The sequence below is a fragment of the Streptomyces sp. NPDC052396 genome (genome assembly GCF_044593195.1).
In the GTDB taxonomy this organism is placed as follows: Bacteria; Actinomycetota; Actinomycetes; order Streptomycetales; family Streptomycetaceae; genus Streptomyces.
The window spans coordinates 799,601-821,451 of the sequence record NZ_JBIUAW010000001.1; the positions used below are offsets into that span (position 1 = coordinate 799,601).

Here is a 21,851-nt window from a genome sequence, read left to right on the forward strand (position 1 = left end):
GATAGTGGAGGGGTGAGTGCAGCAGTACCCCACCCCCGTACCCAGGCCGAGCCGGTGCGCACCGGCGGCCAACGCCGCAGTGTGGCCCTGGCCCTGCTGCTGACCGTGCTGGGCGCCGCCCTGGTCCTGCTGGCGGGCGGCCGCACCTGGGCCCGGGGCACGGCGGCCGGCACCGGCGGCGCCCTCCATGAGCACGCCAGCGGCCAGGAGATCACCGGCCTGCCCGGCGCCCTGGCCCTGGTCGGCCTGGCCGCCCTGGTCGCGGTGTTCGCGGTACGCGGCGCCGGCCGGATCGCGGTGGCCGCCCTGCTGGCCCTGAGCGGCGCCGGCGTGGTGGCCGGCGCGGTCAGCGGGGCCGGTGACACCGCCACCCTCTCCGAGAAGGCCTCCCGGTCCAGCGGCATCACCGGCACCGCCGTGAGCCAGGTCAGCCACACCGGCTGGCCCTGGATCGCGCTGGCCGGCGGCGTTCTGCTGCTGCTCGCCGGGCTGCTGGCCCTGCGCTACGGCCGGCACTGGCCCGCCATGTCCGGCCGCTACGAGCGCGACGGCACCCCCCGCCCGCGCCGGGCCCGCACCGCCCCCGACCCCGAGCGTCCGGAGGAGCTGTGGAAGGCCCTGGACCGCGGCGAGGACCCCACCGGTGACACCGGGCGCTGAGACGGGCACCCCACGTCCCGGCGGCCCCCGGCCGTCGGGAACAATGACGGCGAGCTTTTCCGCGCCCGTGAAGGCGCGGACCCAGTAACGAGGAGTCAAACTCATGGCTAACGGCCACGGACACGGACACACCCCGGCCGCCTGGACCGGTGTCATCATCGCCTTCATCGGCTTCTGCGTGGCCAGTGCGTTCATCGTGATGGCCAAGCCGGTCGGCTTCTGGGCCGGCATCGTGATCATCTTCCTGGGTGCCATCGTCGGCGGCATCATGCGCCTGATGGGCCTGGGCGCGGAGCCCAGGGGCGCCAAGGCCCCGGCAAAGGCCCAGGCCCAGGGCTGAGTGACGCTCCCGCCAAGGCGTGGCCCGGGCCGTACGGACGCACCGTACGCACGCCCCGGGCTGCGCCTTGGCGCATTCCGGCCAAGACTGGCGGGGTGACCAGGCAGATGACCGGACGCGCGTCCGGGAGGGCGCCCGGGCGGGCGGCCGGCCCCAGGCCGGTCGTCCGCCGGCTCGCCGCCCCGCTGGGCGTGGCCGCCCTGCTGGGCAGCGCGGCCGGCTTTGTCGGGGTGGTGGACCCGCACCGGCCCGGCCGCTACCCCGCCTGTCCGCTGCTGGCCCACACCGGCCTGTACTGCCCCGGCTGCGGCGGGCTGCGCGGCCTGTACGCCCTGGTCCATGGCGACCTGCCGGGCGCGCTGGCCGCCAACGCCCTGGCGGTGGCCGGGTACGCCGCCTTCGCCGTGCTGTGGACCGTGTGGACGGTCCGCACCCTGCGCGGCGGCGAGGGTCTGGCCCTGGCCCTGCGGCCCGGTCACCGGTGGGCGCTGGGCTCGGTGGTGGCGCTCTTCACCGTGCTGCGCAACCTGCCCTGGGGCGTCGTGCCGGGGCCCTGAGGCGTCGGCGGTCACCCCCGGCCCGCCGGGCCGATGTCAACCGGATGTAAGAGCTCGGCTCCGCGCCAAGTACCATCGCAGTGTGCTGGTGAGGTGGGTATCCACCCGGTCAGCCCAGATCATCCGAGTCCGGAAGGGGGCCGCTCGCGTGAGTGTGCTCGACGAGATCATCGACGGAGTCCGTGCCGATCTCGCGGAACGGCAGGCGCGCGTCAGCCTCGACGAGCTCAAGGAGCGGGCGGCGCGGGCGCCACAGGCCAAGGACGGCGTCGCAGCGCTCCGTGGCGAGAACGTCAGCGTGATCTGCGAGGTCAAGCGCTCCAGCCCGTCCAAGGGCGCGCTGGCCGCCATCGCCGACCCCGCGGCGCTGGCCGCCGACTATGAGGCGGGCGGCGCGGCCGTCATCAGCGTGCTGACCGAACAGCGCCGCTTCGGCGGCTCGCTGGCCGACCTGGAGGCGGTACGCGCCCGGGTCGACATCCCGGTGCTGCGCAAGGACTTCATCGTCACCGCCTACCAGCTGTGGGAGGCCCGCGCCCATGGGGCCGACCTGGCCCTGCTGATCGTCGCGGCGCTGGAGCAGCCGGCGCTGGTCTCGCTGATCGAGCGGGCCCAGTCCATCGGGCTCACCCCGCTGGTCGAGGTGCATGACGAGGAAGAGGTCCAGCGCGCGGTGGACGCCGGTGCGCGGATCATCGGGGTCAACGCCCGTAACCTCAAGACCCTTGAGGTGGACCGGGGAACCTTCGCCCGGGTGGCGCCGGAGATCCCGGACGGGATCGTCCGGATCGCCGAGTCCGGGGTGCGCGGGCCGCACGACCTGATCGCCTACGCCAATGAGGGTGCCGACGCGGTGCTGGTGGGCGAGTCCCTGGTGACCGGACGGGACCCCAGGGCGGCCGTGTCCGACCTGGTGGCCGCGGGTGCGCATCCGGCGCTGCGGCACGGGCGGGGCTGATTCGCGTGGCCGCGTACGCACGGCTGGCCCGGGGGTGCCGCCCCCGGGGTTGCCGTGCGCCCGCGCGGCGGGTGCGGGGCCGTAGGGTCCGCTACCACATCGGGTGTGAGCCGGGGCAGGTCAACGGGCGCCGATGGCGTCGGGGTGCGTTCTAAGCGATCGCCGTTGCGCGGCTGCGGGTTCGTTGCCGCCTTCGGCGGCCCGCGGCGAAGCCGCTGGACGTCTCCACGCCCGCCCACCCACCCGCTCGTTACCCGGAGGCACACAAGTGTCCCAAGAACACTTCTTTTTCCCTGACCCCGAGGGTCAAGTACCCACCGAAACAGGCTACTTCGGTTCCTTCGGCGGCAAGTTCATCCCCGAGGCGCTGGTCGCCGCCGTCGACGAGGTGGCCGCGGAGTACGAGAAGGCCAAGGCGGACCCCTCGTTCGCGGCCGAGCTGGACGAGCTGCTGGTCAACTACACCGGCCGGCCCAGCGCCCTGACCGAGGTACCGCGGTTCGCCGAACACGCCGGCGGCGCCCGGGTGTTCCTCAAGCGCGAGGACCTCAACCACACCGGCTCCCACAAGATCAACAATGTGCTGGGCCAGGCCCTGCTCACCAAGCGGATGGGCAAGACCCGGGTCATCGCCGAGACCGGCGCCGGCCAGCACGGGGTGGCCACCGCCACCGCCTGCGCCCTGTTCGGCCTGGAATGCACCATCTATATGGGCGAGGTGGACACCCAGCGCCAGGCGCTCAATGTCGCCCGGATGCGGATGCTCGGCGCCGAGGTCATCGCCGTGAAGTCCGGCAGCCGCACCCTCAAGGACGCCATCAACGAGGCGTTCCGCGACTGGGTGGCCAATGTCGACCGCACCCACTACCTCTTCGGCACGGTCGCCGGCCCGCATCCCTTCCCGGCCCTGGTGCGTGACTTCCACCGGGTCATCGGGGTGGAGGCCCGCCGCCAACTACTGGAGCGCACCGGCCGGTTGCCGGACGCCGCACTGGCCTGTGTGGGCGGCGGCTCCAACGCCATCGGACTGTTCCACGCCTTCCTGCCGGACGCCGGTGTCCGGCTGATCGGCTGCGAACCCGGCGGGCACGGGGTGGAGACCGGCGAGCACGCCGCCACCCTCACCCAGGGCACCCCGGGCATCCTGCACGGCTCCCGCAGCTATGTCCTCCAGGACGAGGACGGCCAGATCACCGAGCCGTACTCGATCTCCGCCGGACTGGACTACCCCGGCATCGGCCCCGAGCACTCCTACCTCAAGGACATCGGCCGGGCCGAATACCGGGCCGTCACCGATGACGCGGCCATGCGGGCGCTGCGCCTGCTCTCCCGCACCGAGGGCATCATCCCGGCCATCGAGAGCGCCCACGCCCTGGCCGGCGCGCTGGAGGTCGGCCGCGAACTGGGCCCGGACGCCCTGCTGTTGGTCAATCTCTCCGGCCGCGGCGACAAGGACATGGACACCGCCGCCCGCTACTTCGGGCTGTATGACCAGGGGGACAAGTAATGGCAGGGAACCTGGAGTTGCTCTCCTCCGTGCTGGCCGCGGCCAAGGCCGAGGACCGCGCCGCGCTGGTCGGCTATCTGCCGGCCGGCTTCCCCACGGTGGCCGACGGAGTGCGCGCCATCACCACCATGCTGGACGGCGGCTGCGACATCGTCGAGGTCGGACTGCCGCACAGCGACCCGGTGCTGGACGGGCCGGTGATCCAGACCGCCGACGACATCGCGCTGCGCGGCGGAGTGAAGATCACCGATGTGATCGAGACGGTCCGCGAGGCGCACCGGATCAGCGGGGCGCCCATCCTGTGCATGACCTACTGGAACCCGGTGGACCGCTACGGTGTGGCCCGGTTCGCCGCCGACCTGGCCGAGGCCGGGGGAGCGGGCTGCATCCTGCCGGATCTGCCGGTGGAGGAGTCCGACGAGTGGCGCAAGGCGGCCCAGGAACACGGCCTGGCCACGGTGTTCGTGGTCGCGCCCAGCAGCCGGGACGAGCGGCTGGCGAAGATCACCGCGGCGGGCAGCGGCTTTGTCTACGCCGCCTCGCTGATGGGCGTCACCGGCACCCGGGAGTCGGTGGGCACCGAGGCCCAGCGGCTGGTGGAGCGCACCAGGGCGGTGACCGACCTGCCGGTCTGTGTCGGCCTGGGCGTCTCCAATCCCGTGCAGGCCGCCGAGGTGGCCCGCTTCGCGGACGGCGTGATCGTCGGCTCGGCCTTCGTCAAGCGCCTGCTGGACGCCCCGGACCTGGAGACCGGGCTGGCCGAGGTGCGCACGCTCGCCGGTGAGCTCGCCGAAGGCGTACGCAAGCGCGGATAACCCGTTTAACTCGTTGGAAGGAACCTGATGCCGGGGGTGCGCTGGGGCGCACCCCCGGTTCGTTGTACGGGGACGTGAGTAAGCAGAACACCGATGGCAAGCGCAGCGCCCGTGAGCGGCTGCAGGAACAGCGGCAGCGGGACGAGTCCCGCGACCGGCGCAAGCGGACCCTGATCGCGGCCGGCGCGGTGGTCGCGGTGCTGGGCGCCGGCACCGGGGTGGCCGCCCTGGTGGCCGGCTCCGGCAAGCACCAGGCCCCCGCCGAGAAGGCCGGCCCGCCGGTCCCCCCGCAGGGCACCCAGGGCAAGGACCACGCCGCCATCCCGGTGGGCAAGGCCGCGGCCGCCGCCACCCTGGTGGTCTACGAGGACTTCCGGTGCCCGGCCTGCGGCCAGTTCGAGAACGCCTTCCGGGACACCATCCACTCGCTGGAGGACCAGGGCAAGCTCAAGGCCGAGTACCACATCGTCATGCTGATCGACAAGAACCTGGGCGGCAAGGGCTCGGTCAACGCGGCCAACGCGGCGGCCTGTGCCCAGGACGCGGGCCGGTTCCCCGCCTACCACGACCTGCTCTACAAGAGCCAGCCGGTGGAGACCGACGACGCCTTCGCCGCCAAGTCCCGGCTGCTTCAACTGGCCGACAAGGTCGAGGGGTTGAACACCCCGGTGTTCCAGAAGTGCGTGGACGAGGGCACCCACAACTCCTGGGTGCGGCAGAACCAGGAGGCCTTCTCCAAGTCCGGCTACCGGGCGACGCCCACCGTGCTGCTGAACGGAAAGAGCATCTACGCCGACCCGGCCAACCCGCTGACCCCGGCCAAGCTGCGTCAGATGGCGGCGGCCGCGAAACACTGAGGCATTTCCGGGAACCCAGGGCGGCCCGTTACGCAGCTGTTGTCCCGGGTGGGTTGCCGTTCGCGCGGTCCGGCAAGGTAGCGTCGGTGGTGCCATGAATCTCGCTTACATTCCCAGCCCGTCGACCGGTGTGGTCCACCTCGGGCCGATTCCGCTGCGCGGCTATGCCTTCTGCATCATCATCGGCGTCTTTGTCGCCGTCTGGCTCGGCAACCGGCGCTGGGTGGCGCGAGGCGGCCGGGTGGGCACGGTCGCCGACATCGCGGTGTGGGCGGTGCCCTTCGGCCTGGTCGGCGGCCGCCTCTACCACGTGATCACCGACTATGAGCTGTACTTCGGTGAGGGGCGCAACTGGGTCGACGCCTTCAAGATCTGGGAAGGCGGCCTGGGCATCTGGGGCGCGGTGGCGCTGGGCGCGGTGGGCGCCTGGATCGGCTGCCGCCGCCGGGGCATCCCGCTGCCGGCCTGGGCGGACGCGGTGGCCCCCGGTGTGGCCATCGCCCAGGCCTGCGGCCGCTGGGGCAACTGGTTCAACCAGGAGCTCTACGGCAAGCCCACCACGCTGCCCTGGGCGCTGAAGATCGACGCCGATCCGGCGATCGGCCGGGTCGCCGGCACCTACCACCCGACCTTCCTCTATGAGTCGCTGTGGTGCCTGGGCGTCGCGGCCCTGGTGATCTGGGCGGACCGCAGGTTCAAGCTGGGCCACGGCCGGGCCTTCGCGCTCTATGTGGCCGCGTACACGGTGGGCCGGTTCTGGACCGAGTATCTGCGGGTGGACACCGCGCACCACATCCTGGGCATGCGGCTCAACGACTGGACGTCCATCGTGGTCTTCCTGGCGGCCGTCGCCTACTTTGTGATCTCCCAGAAGCGGGTGCCCGGGCGGGAGACCGTGGTGGAACCGGCGGCACTTGCCGAGTCCGCGGGTGCGGCCGGCGACTCCGCGGCTGAGGCGGGTGCGGCCGGCGACTCCACGGCTGAGGCGGATGCGCCCCGGGCGGGCGCCTCCCACGAGTCCGCGGCCGAGGCGGCCGACGGCGAGGACGCGCCGCGCAAGGACGATACGGCGGGCTCGGAGCCGAGCAAGAACGCCTGATCGTCGGCTGCGGGCCGTCCGGGGCTGGTCGCGCAGTTCCCCGCGCCCCTGCCGGGCGCACCCGGAAACGGCGTCCAGCGAACGGGAATTTTCCCGGCGCTTCCACAAACCCGCAGGTCAGCGGGGTAAGTTCGGCCTTCCTTGCTGGCGGGCAGGACCCGAACGTGCGTACCTTCGATCTCGACGGGGCACCGGCGTACCGGGCCGTGCCCTCTGGAAGGGAGCACCCCACAGCCATGTCCGTCCTCGATGCGGCCGCCGCCACGCACATCGCGCACCGTGACAACCACACCCACCGTGATGTCAACGGCGGCTGGCTGCGCCCGGCCGTCTTCGGCGCCATGGACGGGCTGGTCTCCAACCTGGCCCTGATGACCGGCGTGGCCGGCGGCTCGGCCGGCTCGCAGACCATAGTGATCACCGGCCTGGCCGGTCTGGCCGCCGGCGCCTTCTCCATGGCGGTCGGCGAGTACACCTCGGTCGCCTCCCAGCGCGAGCTGGTCCTGGCCGAGCTGGATGTGGAGCGGCGCGAGCTGCGCAAGCACCCGGCCGACGAGCTGGAGGAGCTGGCCGCGCTCTATGAGTCGCGCGGGGTGGAGCCCGAGCTGGCCCGGGAGGTCGCCCGGCAGCTGTCCAGCGACCCGGACCAGGCGCTGGAGATCCATGCCCGCGAGGAGCTGGGCATCGACCCCTCCGACCTGCCGTCCCCGATGACCGCGGCCGTCGCCTCCTTCGGCTCCTTCGCCCTGGGCGCCCTGCTGCCGCTGCTGCCCTACCTGGTCGGGATGACCGTCCTGTGGCCCGCCGTGCTGCTCGCCCTGTTCGGGCTGTTCGCCTGTGGTGCCGTCGTCGCCCGGGTCACCGCCCGTTCCTGGTGGTTCAGCGGACTGCGCCAGCTGCTGCTCGGCGGCCTGGCGGCGGGTGTGACTTACCTCCTCGGTATTGCCTTCGGTACCGCCGTCGGGTGATGCTCTATGCGGACCGCCGCATAACGTGCAGGTTTCCTCGCGGTTTCAAGCCTTTGACGGCTGGGCACTTACTTCGAACCGGGCGATCCCACGGTATCGAGGCGCCGCCCCCGGGGCCGGTCCACATGATGGAACGCACTATCCCGCTTTGCGAGAATGACCCCATCATGTAACCTGCACAAAATTTTTCGCGGAGGGCCAACGTCGTCCCTCGGCACATGCACCAGACATGACTGCCAAGACGACGACGGGAGCGCCGATGCGTTCTGCATCCCACCCCGCCCAGCAGGGAATGTACGACCCGCGCAATGAGCACGACGCCTGTGGCGTGGGCTTTGTCGCGACCCTCACCGGGCAGGCCAGCCACACCCTGGTGGAGCAGGCGCTCAGCGTGCTGCGCAACCTGGAACACCGCGGCGCCACCGGCTCCGAGCCCGACTCGGGCGACGGCGCGGGCATCCTGCTCCAGGTCCCGGACGCCTTCCTGCGCGAGAGCACCGGCTTCACCCTGCCGGAGGCCGGGGCGTACGCGGTCGGCATCGCCTTCCTCCCGGTCACCGGCACGGACGCCGCCGTCTCGCAGATCGAGACGATCGCCGCCGAGGAGGGACTGACCGTCCTCGGCTGGCGGGACGTCCCGGTCGCCCCCGGCCTGCTGGGCAGCTCCGCCCGGGCCACCATGCCGGACTTCCGGCAGCTGTTCGTCAGTGACGGGCGCAGCCGGGGGATCGACCTGGACCGCAAGGCCTTCGCGCTGCGCAAGCGGGCCGAGCGGGAGGCGGGCGTCTACTTCCCCTCGCTGTCCGCCCGCACCCTGGTCTACAAGGGCATGCTCACCACCGGGCAGTTGGAGCCCTTCTTCCCGGACCTCTCCGACCGCCGGTTCGCCACCGCCATCGCGCTGGTGCACTCCCGCTTCTCCACCAACACCTTCCCCAGCTGGCCGCTGGCCCACCCCTACCGCTTTGTCGCCCACAACGGCGAGATCAACACCGTTGGCGGCAACCGCAATTGGATGCGGGCCCGCGAATCCCAGCTGGCCTCCGAGCTGTTCGGCCCGGCCGAGAAACTGGAGCGGCTCTTCCCGGTCTGCACCCCGGACGCCTCCGACTCCGCTTCCTTCGACGAGGTGCTGGAACTCCTGCATCTGGGCGGGCGTTCGCTGCCGCACAGCATCCTGATGATGATCCCCGAGGCCTGGGAGAACCACGCCTCCATGGACCCGGCCCGCCGCGCCTTCTACCAGTACCACTCCACCCTGATGGAGCCCTGGGACGGACCGGCCTGTGTCACCTTCACCGATGGCACCCTGGTCGGCGCCGTTCTCGACCGCAACGGCCTGCGCCCGGGCCGCTACTGGGTCACCGACGACGGACTGGTGGTGCTCTCCTCCGAGGTCGGCGTGCTGGACATCGACCCGGCCAGGGTGGTCCGCAAGGGCCGCCTCCAGCCCGGGCGGATGTTCCTGGTCGACACCGCCGGGCACCGGATCATCGAGGACGATGAGATCAAGGCGTCCCTGGCCGCCGAACAGCCCTATGCGGAATGGCTGGAGGCCGGGCTGATCGACCTGGCCGACCTGCCCGAGCGCGAGCACATTGTGCACACCCACGCCTCGGTCACCCGCCGCCAGCAGACCTTCGGCTACACCGAGGAAGAGCTGCGGGTCATCCTGGCACCCATGGCCAACTCCGGTGCGGAGCCCATAGGTTCCATGGGCACCGACTCGCCCATCGCCGCGCTCTCCGAGCGCCCCCGGCTGCTCTTCGACTACTTCACCCAGCTGTTCGCCCAGGTCACCAACCCCCCGCTGGACGCCATCCGGGAGGAGCTGGTCACCTCCCTGGTCTCCTCGCTGGGCCCGCAGGGCAATCTGCTGGAGCCCACCGCCGCCTCCTGCCGCAGCGTCACCCTGCCCTTCCCGGTCATCGACAACGATGAACTGGCCAGGCTGATCCACATCAACGCCGACGGTGACCTGCCGGGGCTCAAGGCCACCACCCTCTCCGGCCTCTACCGGGTGAGCGGCGGCGGCCGGGCACTGGCCGAGCGGCTGACGGAGATGTGCGCGGAGACCGACGCGGCCATCGAGAGCGGCGCCCGCCTGATCGTCCTCTCCGACCGGCACTCCGACGCCGAACACGCCCCCATCCCCTCGCTGTTGCTCACCTCCGCCATCCACCACCACCTCATCCGCACCAAGCAGCGCACCCGGGTGGGCCTGCTGGTGGAAGCCGGCGATGTCCGTGAGGTGCACCATGTGGCGCTGCTGATCGGCTATGGGGCCGCGGCCGTCAACCCCTACCTGGCCATGGAGTCGGTGGAGGACCTGGTCCGCGCCGGAACCCACCTGCCGGACATCGCCCCCGAGACCGCCATCCGCAACCTGATCAAGGCGCTGGGCAAGGGCGTGCTCAAGGTGATGTCCAAGATGGGCATCTCCACCGTGGCCTCCTACCGGGGCGCCCAGGTCTTCGAAGCCGTGGGCCTGGACGCCGAGTTCACCGACACCTACTTCCATGGCACCCCCACCAAGATCGGCGGAGTGGGCCTGGAGGTCATCGCCCGGGAGGTCGCCGCCCGGCACGCCAAGGCATACCCGGCCACCGGCATCCCCGCCAGCCACCGCCGGCTGGAGATCGGCGGCGAGTACCAGTGGCGCCGCGAGGGCGAACCGCATCTGTTCGACCCGGAGACCGTCTTCCGCCTCCAGCACTCCACCCGCGAGCGCCGCTACGACATCTTCCAGCAGTACACCCGGCGGGTGAACGAGCAGTCCGAGCGGCTGATGACGCTGCGCGGCCTGTTCTCCTTCACCGGCGACCGCACCCCCGTCCCGCTGGACGAGGTCGAGCCGGTCAGCGAGATCGTCAAGCGGTTCTCCACCGGCGCCATGTCCTATGGCTCCATCAGCCAGGAGGCCCACGAGACCCTGGCCATCGCCATGAACCGGCTGGGCGCCAAGTCCAACACCGGTGAGGGCGGCGAGGACCCCGAGCGCCTCTACGACCCGGCCCGCCGCTCCAGCATCAAGCAGGTGGCCTCCGGACGGTTCGGCGTCACCAGCGAATACCTGGTCAACTCCGATGACATCCAGATCAAGATGGCCCAGGGCGCCAAGCCCGGCGAGGGCGGCCAGCTGCCCGGCCACAAGGTCTACCCCTGGGTCGCCAGGACCCGCCACTCCACCCCGGGCGTCGGCCTGATCTCCCCGCCGCCGCACCACGACATCTACTCCATCGAGGACCTCGCCCAGCTCATCCACGACCTCAAGAACGCCAACCCCGCCGCCCGCATCCATGTGAAGCTGGTCTCCGAGGTCGGCGTGGGCACCGTCGCGGCCGGCGTCTCCAAGGCACACGCCGATGTGGTGCTGATCTCCGGACACGACGGAGGCACCGGCGCCTCCCCGCTCACCTCCCTCAAGCACGCCGGCGGCCCCTGGGAGCTGGGACTCGCCGAGACCCAGCAGACCCTGCTGCTCAACGGACTGCGCGACCGCATCACCGTGCAGACCGACGGCCAGCTCAAGACCGGCCGCGATGTGCTCATCGCCGCCCTGCTGGGCGCCGAGGAGTTCGGCTTCGCGACCGCGCCGCTGGTGGTCTCCGGCTGTGTGATGATGCGCGTCTGCCACCTGGACACCTGCCCGGTGGGCATCGCCACCCAGAACCCGGTGCTGCGCCAACGCTTCAGCGGCAAGGCCGAGTTCGTGGTCAACTTCTTTGAGTTCATCGCCGAGGAGGTCCGCGAGCTCCTCGCCCAACTGGGCTTCCGCACCCTGGAGGAGGCCGTGGGACACGCCGAACTCCTGGATGTCTCCCGGGCCGTTGACCACTGGAAGGCCCAGGGCCTGGACCTGGCCCCGCTGCTGCACGTCCCCGCTCTGCCCGCCGGCGCCGTCCGGCACCGCACCACCGCCCAGGACCACGGTCTGGAGAAGGCCCTGGACAACCAGCTGATCAAGCTGGCCGCCGACGCCCTCAACGCGGTGGGCGCCGAACAGGCCCGTCCGGTCCGCGCCCAGCTGGCCATCCGCAACATCAACCGCACCGTGGGCACCATGCTCGGCCATGAGGTGACCAAGCGGTTCGGTGGCGCCGGACTGCCCGAGGACACCATCGACATCACCTTCACCGGCTCCGCCGGCCAGTCCTTCGGCGCCTTCCTGCCGCCCGGGGTCACCCTGCGCCTGGAGGGCGACGCCAATGACTATGTCGGCAAGGGCCTTTCCGGCGGACGGGTGGTGGTCCGCCCCGACCGGGGCGCCGACCACCTGGCCGAGTACTCCACCATCGCCGGCAACACCCTGGCCTATGGCGCCACCGGCGGCGAACTGTTCCTGCGCGGCAGCGTCGGCGAACGGTTCGGCGTCCGCAACTCCGGTGCCACCGTGGTCTGCGAGGGCGTGGGCGACCACGGCTGCGAGTACATGACCGGCGGCCGGGCCGTTGTCCTCGGCCCCACCGGCCGCAACTTCGCGGCCGGCATGTCCGGCGGCATCGCCTATGTCGCCGGCCTCGACCCGCGCAATGTCAACAAGGAACTGGCCGGAGCCGTCGAGGAACTCGACGAGGCCGACCGGCGGTGGCTGCACGGTGTCGTGCGCCGCCACCACGAGGAGACCGCCTCCACCGTCGCGGCCGCCCTCCTCGCCGACTGGGACACGGCCGCCGCCCGCTTCAGCAAGGTCGTGCCCCCCACCTACAAGGCAGTGCTCGCCGCCAAGGACGCCGCCGAGCGAGCCGGTCTCTCCGAGGCCGAGACCCACGAGAAGATGATGGAGGCGGCGAGCCATGGCTGACCCCAAGGGTTTTCTGACCACCGGGCGCGAAGTCGCCCGCACCCGTCCGGTCGCCGAGCGCGTCCGGGACTGGAACGAGGTCTATGTCCCCGGCTCCCTGCTGCCGGTCATCAGCAAGCAGGCCGGCCGCTGCATGGACTGTGGCATCCCCTTCTGCCACAACGGCTGCCCGCTGGGAAACCTGATCCCCGAGTGGAACGACTACGCCTACCGCGACGACTGGCGCGCCGCCAGCGAGCGGCTGCACGCCACCAACAACTTCCCCGAATTCACCGGGCGGTTGTGCCCCGCGCCCTGTGAGGCGGCCTGTGTGCTGGGCATCAACCAGCAGCCGGTCACCATCAAGAACGTCGAGGTCACCATCATCGACAAGGCCTGGGAGGCCGGCGACGTCACCCCCCAGCCGCCGGAGCGGCTGTCCGGCAAGACGGTGGCCGTCATCGGCTCCGGCCCGGCCGGGCTGGCCGCGGCCCAGCAGCTCACCCGGGCCGGGCACACGGTGGCCGTCTATGAACGGGCCGACCGCATCGGCGGTCTGCTGCGCTATGGCATCCCCGAGTTCAAGATGGAGAAGCGCCATATCAACCGGCGCATCGAGCAGATGCGGGCCGAGGGCGTCAAGTTCCGTACCGAGGTGGAGATCGGGCGGGACATCGACGCGGCGAAGCTGCGCGGACGCTATGACGCGGTGGTGATCGCGGCCGGGGCCACCATGTCCCGGGACCTGCCCGTCCCCGGACGGGAGCTCAAGGGCATCCACTTCGCCATGGAGTACCTGCCGCTGGCCAACAAGGTGCAGGAGGGCGACTTCGTGGCGCCTCCGATCACCGCGGAGGGCAAGCATGTGGTGGTGATCGGTGGCGGTGACACCGGTGCGGACTGTGTGGGCACGGCCCACCGGCAGGGCGCCGCGTCCGTGACCCAGCTGGAGATCATGCCCCGGCCGGGGGAGGAGCGGCCGGCTTCGCAGCCATGGCCGACCTTTGCCATGCTGTACAAGGTCACCTCCGCCCATGAGGAGGGCGGGGAGCGGGTGTACTCGGTGTCCACCACCCGGTTCGAGGGCGACGAGGACGGCAACGTCCAGTGGCTGCACCTGGTGGAGGTGGAGTTCCGGGACGGGAAGCCGGAGCAGAAGCCGGGGACCGAGCGGCGGATTCCGGCACAACTGGTGACCCTCGCGATGGGGTTCACGGGTACGGACCGTACGAACGGTCTTGTCGACCAGTTCGGTCTGGAGCTGGACGCGCGCGGAAATGTCGCGCGGGACGGGGAGTTCGCCACCAATGTGCCGGGTGTCTTTGTCGCGGGCGACGCGGGCCGTGGTCAGTCCCTGATCGTCTGGGCGATCGCCGAGGGACGGTCGGCGGCGCGGGCGGTGGACCGCTACCTGACCGGCGCGAGTGCGCTCCCGGCACCCATCCGGCCGACGGACCGGGCGCTGGCGGTCTAGGGCTTCGTCGCCGGGTGCGCCCGGTAAGGGGCGCGGGGCGGCTGCGTCATGCGGCTCCGCCGCGTGGGCGCGACCGGCCACAACGGACCCGCACCCGCTTCTGCGGGAGGGCCGGGGCAGACCCCCCGGCCCTCAGCCCCCACCGGGGCGAGCCGTCAACTGATCGAAGACCACCCTGGCGTCCTCGGTATAGACGCCCACCTGCCCGGACTCGTACGGCCGCTCACGGTCCTCGAAAGCCACCAACCCCCGCCCATCCACACTCACTTCCATCCGCGCCCCCCGCTGTGCGACCCGCACATCGAACCACTGCCCCACCGGGAAGCCGCCCTCGCCCGTGGCGAGGAACCGCTGCCCGCCCTGATAGGCCGGGTCCCGCTTCCCCAGCTCCCACCCATTCGGCTTGAGCGTGAGGTAGTAGAAGTGCCCGGGATCCGAGTAACCCCACACCAGCCACCCCACCTCCCAGGGATTCGGCCGGGGCGTGCGCAGTTGGGCGACCGTGCGCATCCGGGCCCGGAAGTCGACGCCGGAGTAGGTCTCGGTGGAGACGATCAGCCCGGCATGGGTCTCACCCGGCTTACGGGCCGGCTTGGGGGACAGCGCCAGCCCGTCGTCGTCACCGATATTGGTGCCATGGCCGTTGAACACCGAGCGCCATGGGCCGTGGACCGATCCCTCGGCCCACGGCCGTTCCGGCCCCCGTTCCCAGAGCGCGCTCACCGCGAAACCGATCCCCACCAGCGCCGCGACGATCAACAGCCCCAGCCCGAGTCGCCGACGCACTCTCGTCATGCCGTCGAGTATGACTCCGGTCCCTCCGGCAGGCGGGCGATCAGCGAATCATCAGCCGCAGGGGCACCGAGGGCGTCCGGGGCGTCCACCCCGAAGTCCCCGGCGAGCTGGGTGATGATCCGCTCGGTGGCCCGGCCGTCCCCGAAGGGGTTGCCCGCCGTGGCCATCCGCGTGTACTCCCGCGGGTCGTCCAGCAGCCGCTCGGCCGCGTGCAGGATGGCCTCCGGGGTGGTGCCCACCAGCCGGGCCGCGCCACCCTCCACCGCCTCCGGCCGCTCGGTGGTGGTGCGCAGCACCAGGGCCGGCTTGCCCAGGCTGGGGGCCTCCTCCTGGACGCCGCCGGAGTCGGTGAGCACCAGGTCGCAGGCGGCCAGGGTGGCGGAGAAGTCCAGATAGCCCAGCGGCTCCACCACCCGGATGCCCGGATGCCCGGTGAGCTCCGGCAGCAGGGCCTCCCGTACCGCGGGGCTCTTGTGCAGCGGCAGCAGCAGCTCCACATCACCCCGGTCGGCCAGCCGCCGCAGGGCCCGGCCCATGCCGCGCATCACCTCGCCCTGGTTCTCCCGGCGGTGCAGGGTGAGCAGCACCCGGCGCAGCCCGGTGGTGAAGTGGTTGCGGCCGACGCCCTTGGCCAGCACCCAGAGCAGGTTGTCGATCACCGTGTTGCCGGTGGTGAACACCTCGGATTCCGGGACGCCTTCGGCCGTGAGATGGCCGGCGGCGCGTGGGGTGGGGGCGAAGTGCCAGCGTGCGATGCGGCCGATGAGCCGGCGGTTGAGCTCCTCGGGGAAGGGGTTGTCGGCCACTCCGGTGCGCAGGCCGGCTTCCACATGGGCGACCGGGATGTGCTCGTAGAACGCGGCCAGCGCGCCGGTGAGGGCGGTGGTGGTGTCGCCCTGGACTATGACCACGTCGGGCCGCTGGTCGCGCAGCACTTCGCCGAGCCCGTCCACCAACCGGGCGGTGAGCGTGGAGAGTTGCTGGCGCTCGCGCATCACATCCAGCTCGGTGCGGGCGGGCACCTGGAGCAGGTCCAGCATCTGGTGCAGCATCTCGCGGTGCTGGCCGGTGGTCACCACCAGCGGTTCGAAGAGCGGGGAGTCGGCCATGGCGCGGGCGACGGGCGCCAGCTTGATGGCCTCCGGGCGGGTGCCGAGCACCAGCATCGCCCGCACGGGCGCGTTGATGACGTCGTTGGACACAGTTCCCCCTGAGGTTTTGTCGAGAAGCCGCGCGGCACGGACGCAGTGCGACTTCCGTGAGCCGCGCGGCATGAGTGCTAGGTGCGGGCGGTCTTCAGCCAGCCCTGCTGGCCGGTCACCATCCGCCACAGCCCGTACCAGCCGGCCGCGAACCAGATGTAGCCGTAGATGATGAACAGGTGCGACAGGGCGACCGCGCGCAGCAGGCCGAGGCCCTGTTCCCGGCGGGAGTACACCCAGCCGTAGGCGTAGGCCGCGGTGAAGGAGAGCACATACGGCCCGACGATCCACATCGGGGTGATCAGCGGGTGTCCCGCCTCGATGGAGCCGGCCACCGTGCCCGCCACGGCGACCAGGAAGGACACCGGCAGCAGTGAGGTGAGCAGGATCAGCACCGGGCTGGAGAGGTGGTAGAGCAGGTCGATCGCGGCCCGTACCGGCACCTCGCGGACGATCAGCGGCACCAGGCTCGCCGACTGCAAGTGGCCCTGGAACCAACGGGATCGCTGCCGCACCAGACGCTTCACATCCAGCACCGCCTGCTGGGAGACGGCGGCCGAGGTGCAGTGCTGGTTGGTCCAGCCACGGGCGATCAGCCGTACGCCCAGGTCCAGGTCCTCGGTGAGGGAGTCGCTCCAGGGGCCGCTGCCGTCCTCGCCCATCAGCGACTCCAGCGCGGCCAGCCGCATGAACTGGCCATTGCCGCCCATGCCGACGCTGCCGATATAGCGGCGGGCGCTCTGGAAGATATCGCCGTAGATGACGAACTCCATGTCCTGGAGCCGGGCCAGCAGGCCCTGGTGGCGGTTGTACATCCGCACCCCGATCTGGGTGCCGCCGGTGCGCGGGTTGTCGAAGTACGGGTCGACCGCCTGCACCACGTGCTGGTCGAGCCGGCCGTCCGCGTCCACCACACAGATGATGACGTCGTTGGGGTCACGCCCGTCCAGCAGCCCGGCCTCGCGCAGATAGCGGATGCCGGCATTGAGGGCGGCGCCCTTGCCCTTGCGGGCGTTGGGCAGTTTGCGCTGCAACAGCCGTACCCGCTCCGGGTCGGCGGCGCGGGCGATCTCCGCGGTGCGGTCATCGGAGGCGTCGTCGATGACCAGGGCCAGGAAGTTCCCGGCGGGCAGCGCGGTGATCCGGGCCAGGCTCTCGGCCAGTACCTTCTCCTCGTTCAGACAGGCGAGGAGGAAGACATAGAGGCGGGGTTCGCGCGGGCCGCGGCCACGGCGGAATCTGCGCCGGGAGAGCATGAACAGGGAGACGTTGTAGCACCCGGCCAGCACGATGATGGCGATGCTGGACCAGAGCAGGAGCTCGGTGTTCAACGGCGGCCACCGGAATTCCGAAGCCGGTACCAGAACTTTGCCGAAATCAGTGCGACGGCCACCGCGCAGTAGAGCAGGAAGCCGGCCCCCGCGGTCTCCTGAAGCCCCTTGGCAAAGGGTATGCCGGGCAGTACCCGGGGCGCCGCCGTCAGCCCGGCCAAGGGCACAACGGTGCCCAGAGCGGGTTTTCCGTACATGGGTTCCCCCCCATTTTTTCGCCTCACTCGAGGTGTGCGGGGGGACCGTACCACCCGCACTGACCAGTGGCTCAGGCGATGAAGGAAGTTGTTGAATCGGAAGCGTCAATTCTTTATGACGGAGCGGGAAAGCATCCTGTTGGGGCGGGATGGTGTGACTGATGTGGCGTTTGGTCTGCACCAGAATTCATGTCAGAAATTGCCCATGGCGGTACGGAGTTGAAAGCTCGAATTCCCTTGACAGTGATCCGGCGGACCATAAGAATCGGCCAACTGTCGGGCCTGTCCCCGACGTTCGTCCGGGGGGACGGCAAAGAGATCTCAAGCAGGGGGGAATGAAATTGAAAAATTCCAGGAGGAGACGACCACATATTTTCCGGGGTTCCCGTATTCCGCTTGTCCTCGCGATTGTCGCCGCCCTGCTGGGCGGCGTCGCGCTGTCCGCGGGGTACGGCGCCGAGGGGCCGGTGGCACCGGGCGGGCATCCGGCCGCCAAAACTCACACCGGCGCGGGGCCGGCGGCTCTGTCCGCCTCCGCGCCCCGGGCCAAGGACCTGAAGGCGCTGGCGTCGTCCACGCTGCGCAATGACCGGCTGCGCAAGTCGCACCAGCTGGTCATCCGGCCCGCGACGGGGCGCCCCGCGCCCGGCGGCGGCACGGTGAAGCCCGGCGGCACGGTCAAGCCCGCCGTGGCCAGGACCGCAACCGCCCTGGCCGCCAAGGCCGTTGCGGTCCAGCCCGCGGCGGCCACCGCCGGGACCTCGGCGCTGGTGCTCTATGACAACACCGGCCCCTACGGGTACCTGGGCGAGCTCTACGCCATGGCCACCGCCAACCTCGCGGGGCACTTCGGCAGCGTCACCGCCAAGCCCGTCTCCCAGTACACCGCCGGAATGACGGAGCAGTACACCGCCACCGTCTATGTGGGCTCCACCTACTACGGCGGCTCCCTCCCCGATGCCATCCCGGCCGCGTTCTACCAGGACGCCCTGGCCACCCAGCATCCCGTCACCTGGGTCGGGGACAACATCTGGGGGATGGCCAACGCGGTCGGCGTCACCAAGTTCGAGCAGCGGTACGGCTGGGACCCCACCAACTCGTACTTCGCCGACTCCTCGGGCAGCGTCGGGAACATCACCCAAGTCGCCTACAAGGGACAGCAGTTGACCCGCACCATCCCGGCCGGTGCGGACGGCGGCGTACTGCACCCGGCGATCGTCACCGGGACCGGCCTTCCACAGGTGACCACGCTGGCGCAGGCCACGGACGCCGGCACCGGGGCCACCAGCCCCTGGGCCATCCGCTCGGGCAACCTCACCTATGTCGGGGAGATCCCCTTCGAGTATGTCTCCGAGCAGGACCGGGTGATCTGCTTCGAGGACCTGCTGTTCGACGGGCTGGCCCCGGCAACCGCCCAACGGCACCGGGCCTTTGTGCGGCTGGAGGACATCAGCCCCAAGTCGGATCCCACCCAGCTGCGGACGATGGCCGACTATCTGTACTCGCAGAAGATCCCCTACGGGATCCTGGTCATCCCGGTCTACACCGACCCCAACGGCGTCTACAACAACGGGACTCCGGAGACCGTCACCCTGGCCCAGGCCCCGAATGTGGTCGCCGCGATCAAGTACATGCTGGCGCACGGTGCCACCCTGATCAACCATGGGTTCACCCACCAGTACAGCAAGGTGAACAACCCCTACAGCGGGGTCACCGGCGATGACTTCGAGTTCTTCCGGGCCCACATCGACTCGGCCAACAATGTGGCCCTCGACGGGCCGCCCGCCGAGGACTCCACGCTCTGGGCACAGAGCCGGATCACCTCCGCACTGGCCGGTTTCACCGCCGCCGGGCTGCCCAAGCCGGCGTTCTGGACGACTCCGCACTACGCCGCGTCCGCCGCGGACTATCGTGTCTTCGGCCAGAACTTCGCTGCGAGACTGGAGCGTTCGTTGTACTTCGCCGGCACGCTCAGCGGTGGGACCGTCGACAACAGCCGCTATATCGGCCAGTTCTTCCCGTACGCGGTCAAGGACGTCTATGGCACCACCGTCCTCCCGGAGGACCTGGGGAACTATGAGCCCCAGCCGTACAACAACCATCCGGCCCGGCTGCCCGCCGACCTGATCGCCGCCGCCAAGGCCAACCTGGCGGTCCGGGACGGGGTGGCCAGCTTCTTCTACCACCCGTACTACGACCTGGCCCCGCTGCAACAGACGATCGACGGCATCCGCGCCCTCGGTTACACCTTCGTCGCCCCAGCGGACCTGACGCAGTGAACGCGATGAAGAGGGCGGTCGCCGTGCTGGCGGCCGCGGCCGCCCTCTTCCTCGCCGGATGCTCCGCCGGCAAGTCCCCGCAGCACGACGCCACGCCCCAGGGCTCACCGGGCCGGACGGGCACCGCGCGACCCGAGGAAAAGAAGGTGAGCGGAATGAGAGGGTTCACACTCCCCGCGTGGAACCGGGACGACTACCAGAGCCCGCAGGCCGGTACCTATCTACGGCAGATCGCCGCCACCGGCGCCCGCTGGGTGACCTTCACCCCCACCTGGTACCAGGACAAGCTCACCGACTCCGGCATGCACACCACCGAGGAGACGGCCGGCGACGACAGCCTGCGGCATATCGTCTCGCTGGCACACTCCGCCGGGCTGAAGGTGATGATCAAGCCGCATGTGGACCTGGTGAAGGGCCAGGACCGGGCGGAGATCCGGCCGGACGACCCGGACGCCTGGTTCACCGCCTACACCGGCTTCATCACCCACTACGCCCAGCTGGCCGGCGAGAACGGGGTGGAGCAGTTCGCGGTGGGCACCGAACTTGCCGGAGTGTCAAAGGACTTGGACCACTGGCGGAGCGTCATCACCGCCGTGCGCGCGCACTACCGGGGGACGCTCACCTATGCCGCCAACTACGACGAGTACCGCAAGGTGCCCTTCTGGCCGGAGCTGGACCTGATCGGGGTCGACGCCTACTGGCCGCTGGGCGACAAGGCCACCACCGATGTGGGCCAACTACGCGAAGCCTGGCAGCCGATCGCCGGGGAACTGGCCGCCTTCTCCGCCCGGCAGCAGCGGAAGATCCTGTTCACCGAGGCCGGCTATGTCAGCCAGCGCGGCGCCACCACCGAGCCGTACTCCTGGACGGTCAGCAAACGCAACGGTGACGCCGAACAGGCCGCGGCCTATGAGGCGTTGCTGGCCACCTTCGACGGCAAGCCCTGGTGGGCCGGGGTGTGCTGGTGGATGTGGGACGACTGGCCGGACGCCGGTGAGACACCCAGGAAGCTGGCCTACACCCCGCATGGCAAGCCGGCCGAACAGGTGCTACGGAACTGGTGGGCACCCCGGTAGGAGCGCTCAAGGGAGTCAGGTCTCGCAGTCGTGGACGCTCCCGCACAACCCGCACCGCGCCCGGAGCCGCCCCCGCACCGGCACCCGGATGCGCTGGAAACAGGTGGGGCACGGAAAGCTCACCCGCAGCGGATCGCCCTCGAACGCATAGCCCTCCGCCGCCGGGACCGAAACCGCCGAGTGCCCGGCGGCCCGGCGGTCACGGGCGTAACGGTGCCGCCCCAGCCGCCCGGCCCCGGCCAGCGGCGGCCTGCGCTCATCGCGCCGGGCCCGGGCCAGGCCCTGGGCATAGGCGTCATAGGCCCGTGGGCTGGTGAACCAGGGCGAGGGGTCCTCGCCGAAGACGGCCGCCCGCTTGGCCAGGACATAGCCGAACTCCTCGGGGGTGAGATAGCCCAGCTTCTGGGTGGTGACGGCGTCCTCCCGATAGGCGTCCAGCAGCAGCCAGCCGCCGCCCAGATAGGCCGCCGCGGTGTCGGTGAGGATCTCGTTGTCCCGGGTGCCCGGCAGCTCCAGCCCCAGCCGGTGCAGATAGACATGCATCACCTCATGGGCCAGCGCGGCCCCGATGTCCCTGCGGTGCGCCTTGAAACGGGTATTGAGCTCGATGAAGTACTCGGGCCCGGCGGCGAGTTCCACACTTCCGGCGTGCCGCATCTCCCGGAAGCTGACGATCATCCGGGCGTCCGGCAGCCGCAGATGCCGCACCATCGCCCCGGCCACCCGCTGCACCCCCAGATAGGGGTCCTCCTCGTCGGAGAAGGCGACATCCACCGGCAGCACGCTCAGCGCGAAGGTCCGCACCGTATCGGGGGACAGCCGGCGGTACAGCGCGGTGAGCGCGCCCTGAACGGTCTCAAGATGCGGAAACCCGTGCTGGACCTCGACGCCGGTCCCCATGCCGCCACCCCCGTCTGCCGCCGCCTCGCCTCCACTCTACGAGCGGTGGCGGC

At 70.7% G+C, this 21,851-nt stretch carries 19 protein-coding genes; 14 read left to right on the forward strand and 5 right to left on the reverse strand.

All coding sequences use genetic code 11. The features are described 5' to 3' along the window. Window positions 1–12 precede the first annotated feature (12 nt). The 12 genes from ACIHFE_RS03910 to ACIHFE_RS03965 all read left to right on the forward strand — a co-directional run bounded on the left by ACIHFE_RS03910 (window position 13) and on the right by ACIHFE_RS03965 (window position 14,018). Entirely contained in the window at window positions 13–660 is a 648-nt protein-coding gene (locus tag ACIHFE_RS03910) for a TIGR02234 family membrane protein (RefSeq protein WP_400104163.1), read from the forward strand. A 103-nt stretch (window positions 661–763) separates the two neighbouring features. After that, complete coding sequence (locus ACIHFE_RS03915; RefSeq protein WP_400104164.1) at window positions 764–1,000, forward strand: HGxxPAAW family protein; 237 nt, start codon at window positions 764–766, stop codon at window positions 998–1,000. Between the two features lie 107 nt (window positions 1,001–1,107). Then, entirely contained in the window at window positions 1,108–1,557 is a 450-nt protein-coding gene (locus ACIHFE_RS03920; protein ID WP_400104165.1) for a DUF2752 domain-containing protein, read from the forward strand. A gap of 148 nt (window positions 1,558–1,705) precedes the next feature. Then, a complete protein-coding gene (gene trpC / locus ACIHFE_RS03925) occupies window positions 1,706–2,515 on the forward strand; it encodes an indole-3-glycerol phosphate synthase TrpC (protein ID WP_400104166.1) in 810 nt (269 codons plus the stop codon). Beyond that, window positions 2,512–2,670 carry a tryptophan biosynthesis modulator TrpM gene (gene trpM / locus ACIHFE_RS03930; protein WP_400104406.1) on the forward strand — a complete coding sequence of 53 codons (159 nt, stop codon included), beginning with the start codon at window positions 2,512–2,514 and terminating at the stop codon, window positions 2,668–2,670. The genes trpC and trpM overlap by 4 nt, the downstream gene beginning before the upstream one ends. Before the next feature lie 113 nt (window positions 2,671–2,783). Further along, window positions 2,784–4,022 (forward strand): tryptophan synthase subunit beta, encoded by a 1,239-nt coding sequence (trpB, locus tag ACIHFE_RS03935; protein ID WP_400104167.1) that lies wholly within the window; start codon window positions 2,784–2,786, stop codon window positions 4,020–4,022. Continuing rightward, the gene (gene trpA / locus ACIHFE_RS03940; protein ID WP_400104168.1) at window positions 4,022–4,837 is read left to right on the forward strand and encodes a tryptophan synthase subunit alpha; all 816 of its coding nucleotides are present in this window, start codon (window positions 4,022–4,024) and stop codon (window positions 4,835–4,837) included. Before trpB ends, trpA begins: the two co-directional genes overlap by 1 nt. Window positions 4,838–4,911: 74 nt before the next feature. Further along, the gene (locus tag ACIHFE_RS03945; RefSeq protein WP_400104169.1) at window positions 4,912–5,694 is read left to right on the forward strand and encodes a thioredoxin domain-containing protein; all 783 of its coding nucleotides are present in this window, start codon (window positions 4,912–4,914) and stop codon (window positions 5,692–5,694) included. A 94-nt stretch (window positions 5,695–5,788) separates the two neighbouring features. Beyond that, window positions 5,789–6,793, forward strand: coding sequence for a prolipoprotein diacylglyceryl transferase (gene lgt / locus ACIHFE_RS03950; protein ID WP_400104170.1), 1,005 nt, complete (start codon window positions 5,789–5,791; stop codon window positions 6,791–6,793). A gap of 236 nt (window positions 6,794–7,029) precedes the next feature. Beyond that, window positions 7,030–7,761 carry a VIT1/CCC1 transporter family protein gene (locus ACIHFE_RS03955; protein WP_400104171.1) on the forward strand — a complete coding sequence of 244 codons (732 nt, stop codon included), beginning with the start codon at window positions 7,030–7,032 and terminating at the stop codon, window positions 7,759–7,761. Window positions 7,762–8,053: 292 nt separating this feature from the next. Further along, the gene (gene gltB, locus ACIHFE_RS03960) at window positions 8,054–12,565 is read left to right on the forward strand and encodes a glutamate synthase large subunit (protein ID WP_400104407.1); all 4,512 of its coding nucleotides are present in this window, start codon (window positions 8,054–8,056) and stop codon (window positions 12,563–12,565) included. After that, a complete protein-coding gene (locus tag ACIHFE_RS03965) occupies window positions 12,558–14,018 on the forward strand; it encodes a glutamate synthase subunit beta (protein WP_400104172.1) in 1,461 nt (486 codons plus the stop codon). The genes gltB and ACIHFE_RS03965 overlap by 8 nt, the downstream gene beginning before the upstream one ends. Before the next feature lie 132 nt (window positions 14,019–14,150). Here the strand turns inward: ACIHFE_RS03965 and ACIHFE_RS03970 are convergent, their stop codons facing one another. The 4 genes from ACIHFE_RS03970 to ACIHFE_RS03985 form a co-directional block, all read right to left on the reverse strand. Beyond that, window positions 14,151–14,813 (reverse strand): calcium-binding protein, encoded by a 663-nt coding sequence (locus ACIHFE_RS03970; RefSeq protein WP_400104173.1) that lies wholly within the window; start codon window positions 14,811–14,813, stop codon window positions 14,151–14,153. Further along, window positions 14,810–16,015 carry a non-hydrolyzing UDP-N-acetylglucosamine 2-epimerase gene (gene wecB, locus ACIHFE_RS03975; RefSeq protein ID WP_400104174.1) on the reverse strand — a complete coding sequence of 402 codons (1,206 nt, stop codon included), beginning with the start codon at window positions 16,013–16,015 and terminating at the stop codon, window positions 14,810–14,812. Before wecB ends, ACIHFE_RS03970 begins: the two co-directional genes overlap by 4 nt. A gap of 77 nt (window positions 16,016–16,092) precedes the next feature. Continuing rightward, complete coding sequence (locus ACIHFE_RS03980; RefSeq protein ID WP_400104175.1) at window positions 16,093–17,346, reverse strand: glycosyltransferase; 1,254 nt, start codon at window positions 17,344–17,346, stop codon at window positions 16,093–16,095. Continuing rightward, entirely contained in the window at window positions 17,343–17,507 is a 165-nt protein-coding gene (locus ACIHFE_RS03985; protein ID WP_400104176.1) for a hypothetical protein, read from the reverse strand. The genes ACIHFE_RS03980 and ACIHFE_RS03985 overlap by 4 nt, the downstream gene beginning before the upstream one ends. 371 nt (window positions 17,508–17,878) lie before the next feature. Between ACIHFE_RS03985 and ACIHFE_RS03990 the strand changes: the two genes are divergently transcribed. Continuing rightward, window positions 17,879–19,822, forward strand: a complete 1,944-nt coding sequence (locus ACIHFE_RS03990; RefSeq protein WP_400104177.1) for a DUF2334 domain-containing protein — start codon at window positions 17,879–17,881, stop codon at window positions 19,820–19,822. A gap of 5 nt (window positions 19,823–19,827) precedes the next feature. After that, window positions 19,828–20,898: a glycoside hydrolase family 113 gene (locus ACIHFE_RS03995; RefSeq protein WP_400104178.1), complete on the forward strand. Its 1,071-nt coding sequence runs from the start codon at window positions 19,828–19,830 to the stop codon at window positions 20,896–20,898. A 15-nt stretch (window positions 20,899–20,913) separates the two neighbouring features. Here the strand turns inward: ACIHFE_RS03995 and ACIHFE_RS04000 are convergent, their stop codons facing one another. After that, window positions 20,914–21,798, reverse strand: coding sequence for a hypothetical protein (locus ACIHFE_RS04000; RefSeq protein ID WP_400104179.1), 885 nt, complete (start codon window positions 21,796–21,798; stop codon window positions 20,914–20,916). Window positions 21,799–21,851 lie beyond the last annotated feature (53 nt).

What these genes read in the sequence shown, in the direction of transcription:
- ACIHFE_RS03915 (WP_400104164.1), top strand. Translation starts at nt 764, where the DNA reads ATGGCTAACGGCCACGGACACGGACACACCCCGGCCGCCTGGACCGGT.
- ACIHFE_RS03920 (WP_400104165.1), top strand. Translation starts at nt 1,108, where the DNA reads ATGACCGGACGCGCGTCCGGGAGGGCGCCCGGGCGGGCGGCCGGCCCC.
- trpA (WP_400104168.1), top strand. Translation starts at nt 4,022, where the DNA reads ATGGCAGGGAACCTGGAGTTGCTCTCCTCCGTGCTGGCCGCGGCCAAG.
- lgt (WP_400104170.1), top strand. Translation starts at nt 5,789, where the DNA reads ATGAATCTCGCTTACATTCCCAGCCCGTCGACCGGTGTGGTCCACCTC.
- ACIHFE_RS03955 (WP_400104171.1), top strand. Translation starts at nt 7,030, where the DNA reads ATGTCCGTCCTCGATGCGGCCGCCGCCACGCACATCGCGCACCGTGAC.
- gltB (WP_400104407.1), top strand. Translation starts at nt 8,054, where the DNA reads ATGTACGACCCGCGCAATGAGCACGACGCCTGTGGCGTGGGCTTTGTC.
- ACIHFE_RS03965 (WP_400104172.1), top strand. Translation starts at nt 12,558, where the DNA reads ATGGCTGACCCCAAGGGTTTTCTGACCACCGGGCGCGAAGTCGCCCGC.
- ACIHFE_RS03970 (WP_400104173.1), bottom strand. Translation starts at nt 14,813, where the DNA reads ATGACGAGAGTGCGTCGGCGACTCGGGCTGGGGCTGTTGATCGTCGCG.
- ACIHFE_RS03990 (WP_400104177.1), top strand. Translation starts at nt 17,879, where the DNA reads ATGAAATTGAAAAATTCCAGGAGGAGACGACCACATATTTTCCGGGGT.
- ACIHFE_RS03995 (WP_400104178.1), top strand. Translation starts at nt 19,828, where the DNA reads ATGAAGAGGGCGGTCGCCGTGCTGGCGGCCGCGGCCGCCCTCTTCCTC.
- ACIHFE_RS04000 (WP_400104179.1), bottom strand. Translation starts at nt 21,798, where the DNA reads ATGGGGACCGGCGTCGAGGTCCAGCACGGGTTTCCGCATCTTGAGACC.